Annotated in this window: 4 protein-coding genes; all 4 read right to left on the bottom strand. The window is 65.7% G+C overall.

All coding sequences use genetic code 11. From position 1 onward, the window contains the following. Positions 1-111: 111 nt before the first annotated feature. Complete coding sequence (locus MOV75_RS33090; protein WP_246931452.1) at positions 112-825, bottom strand: lysophospholipid acyltransferase family protein; 714 nt, start codon at positions 823-825, stop codon at positions 112-114. Beyond that, positions 822-1,064: a DUF4170 domain-containing protein gene (locus MOV75_RS33085; protein WP_007596929.1), complete on the bottom strand. Its 243-nt coding sequence runs from the start codon at positions 1,062-1,064 to the stop codon at positions 822-824. Before MOV75_RS33085 ends, MOV75_RS33090 begins: the two co-directional genes overlap by 4 nt. A 62-nt stretch (positions 1,065-1,126) precedes the next feature. Further along, positions 1,127-1,945, bottom strand: coding sequence for a 3'(2'),5'-bisphosphate nucleotidase CysQ (locus MOV75_RS33080; RefSeq protein WP_246931454.1), 819 nt, complete (start codon positions 1,943-1,945; stop codon positions 1,127-1,129). Then, the coding region (locus tag MOV75_RS33075) for a TldD/PmbA family protein (RefSeq protein ID WP_247007427.1) at positions 1,932-2,906 on the bottom strand (975 nt) is incomplete at its 5' end. The genes MOV75_RS33080 and MOV75_RS33075, both read right to left, overlap by 14 nt.

The raw sequence follows: 2,906 nt of genomic DNA, 5'->3' as shown, positions 1-2,906 counted from the left end.
TCCTTGCCCTGCTTCAGCCGCCGCTTGATCAGCGCAGGGGCAAGCGGCACCAGGCCGGAGGCCAGGCGCCGATACATCCGCAGCGTGATCGGCAGCGCAATGGGCAGCGATTTAGGCATCTTGAGGCCCCGGGCGGCCGAGCTGCGCGTAGGCGCGGCGGGTCGCCTCGTTCAACGTCTCTTCCAGCTCCAGCCGCAGCGCTTCCATCGTGGCGGCGTCGGCATCGGGTGGAACGTGGATTTCCTTGATGCCGACCAATGCGCCCCGCCCGAATGGCAGATTGATGGTGGTGCGGTCCCAGTTCTTCAGCCGGATGAAGCGGCTGGTCGCCATCGCGAAAGGCATGATCGGCCGCCCCGATTCCCGTGCCAGCATGATGATGCCGAGCCCGGCCACGCGCGCGCGCTTGGGGACATCGGCGGTCAGCGCGACATTACAGCCGTCCTGAAGCGTCCGCACCATTTCCTTGAAGGCGCCGACCCCGCCCTTGCGGTGGAACGCGCTGCCATGATCGCCGGAACCGCGGATCAGACCGATGCCGAGCCGCTCCACCGCGATGGCGTTGAACTCGCCGTCGCGGTGACGGGAGATCAGCACCTTGGCCCGATAGGAGTCCTTGTTCTTGATGAAGGGGGTGAGGAAATGCTGGCCGTGCCAGAAGGCGAAGATCGCCGGGATCTGCGGCTCGACGATGTCATAGACATCAGGCGGATCGAACGTGAACTTGTTGGTGCGCCAGACCAGACGCAGGTATTCGGCCGCCAGAACCCCGACGGCACGCTGAAGCCAGCTGCTTCGCAGCGTATTGCGAAGCAGTTTTTTCAACGCGCCGGTTCTTGATTCGGGTCGAGCAGCCGGTGGAGATGGACGATGAAATAGCGCATCTGCGCGTTGTCGACCGTGCTCTGCGCCTTGGCCCGCCAGGCGGCGTGGGCGGTGGCATAATTCGGATAGAGGCCGACGATCTCGACGTCGTCGAGATTCTTGAAGGTGTTGTGCTCGAGATCGACGAGTTCGCCGCCGACGACGAGGTGAAGCAATTGTTGCGGGGCACTATCTGGCATGAGTCCTGTTCCTAAAGGGCTGCCCGGCAAAGCAGTGTTCGACAAGCACGACGAAAAGCGCCTTAGGCTATGGGACGGTTTCGAAAATGCGCGACAATGCCCGCATGACGATCGCGCCCCGCTGCCACCAGCACCCCGTGCGCCACTTCCCGGCGGTTATAGAGGATGGGTTCTCCGGAGAGGTCGCTCATCCTACCATCGGCTTCCTGCACGATCAAATCGGCCGCCGCAAGGTCCCAATCATGGCTGTTGCCCCCCGCAAAAGCCGCATCCAGCGCGCCATGGGCGACCCGGCACAGGCGCAGCGCGAGCGAACCGATTCGCGGATGCAGCTTGATCTCGTTGCCTGAGCTGTTGAGCCGCTCGACCAGCGGTTTCGGGCCGGCGACACGGGCAAAGTCGAGCTCCGATCCGCCCGCCGCCCGCACGGGCTTCTCGTTCAGCGTCGTGCCTCGGCCGCGGACCGCGAAGAAGAACTCCCCGCTCGTCGGCGCGAACACCGCGGCGAGCACCGGTGTGGCATCCTCGACCAGCGCGACGCTGACACACCAGTCGTCGTGGCCGTTGAGATAGTTGCGCGTGCCGTCAATGGGATCGACGATCCAGGTCAGCCGCCGCGACAGCCGCGCCGCGTCGTCGACGCTTTCCTCGGACAGCCAGCCATAGTCCGGCGTCGCCGCGCGCAGGCGTGCTTCGAGCAAATCGTTGACGGCGATGTCGGCTTCCGACACCGGCGAAGAGGCGCCTTTGGTCCACTTCTTCAGCTCGGTGCGGAACATCGACTGTGCCAGCGCACCCGCTTCTCGCACCGTGTCTCGCAGCAGCGCGGCGTCGCGCGTCCGGATGGTTTCGCCCGGGGCGTTCGCCTCAACGTCCGCCAAGCGTCAAACCCTCGATGCGCACCGTCGGCGCATTGACGCCGTAGCGGAACTCGAGATTGTTCGCCGGCTGCATCGACTTGAAGATCTCGAACAGATGGCCGGCGATCGTCACCTCGCTGACGGGATAGGTGATCTCGCCGTTCTCGATCCAGAAGCCGGAGGCGCCGCGGCTGTAGTCGCCGGTGACGCCGTTGACGCCCGAGCCGATCAGGTCGGTGACGTAGAAACCCTGCTTGATGTCGGAGATCAGTTCGGCCGGGCTCGGTGTGCCGGGCTCGAGATGCAGATTGTAAGGGCCGGGCGACGGCGAAGACGACACGCCGCGATGGGCGTGCCCAGTGGTGGTGAGGCCGAGCTCGCGCGCGGTGGCACAGTCGAGCAGCCAGGTCGTCAGCACGCCCTCGTCGATCAGCGCGATCTTCTTCACCGCGACGCCCTCGGCATCGAAGGTCTGCGAGCGCAAGCCGCGCTTGCGCAAGGGATCGTCGACGATGCGGATGTTCTTCGCAAACAGCTGCTGGCCGAGCTTGTCCTTCAGGAAGCTGGTCTTGCGCGCGATCGAGGCGCCGTTGATGGCGCCGACGACATGGCCGACCAGGGAGCCGGCAACGCGCGGATCAAACACGACCGGCACCTTGCAGGTCTCGACCTTGCGCGGATTGGAGCGCGCCACGGTGCGCTCGCCGGCGGAGCGGCCGACGATTTGCGGCGACAACAGGTCCGCGCCATGCGGCGCCGAGGTGAAGTCGTAATCGCGCTCCATGCCGGTACCTTCGCCAGAGATGGCGGTGGCGGAGATGCCCTGGCTGGAGCGCAAATAGGAGCCGTGGAAGCCGGTCGAGGTGACCAGCACCATGCCGCCCATGCCGGCGGAGGCCGAGGCGCCGCCGGATTTGGTGACACCCTTCACGGCGAGGGCAGCAGCCTCGGCTTCGAGCGCGCGGCGCTCGAGCTCGCTGGT

The organism is Bradyrhizobium sp. PRIMUS42, assembly GCF_023006515.1.
Classification (GTDB): Bacteria; Pseudomonadota; Alphaproteobacteria; order Rhizobiales; family Xanthobacteraceae; genus Bradyrhizobium.
The sequence above is the reverse complement of the archived record's forward strand: the minus strand, read 5'-3'. Positions and strand labels throughout refer to the sequence as shown.

Excerpts from the sequence above, each read along its gene's own strand:
- MOV75_RS33085 (WP_007596929.1), bottom strand. The coding sequence starts at position 1,064 with ATGCCAGATAGTGCCCCGCAACAATTGCTTCACCTCGTCGTCGGCGGC.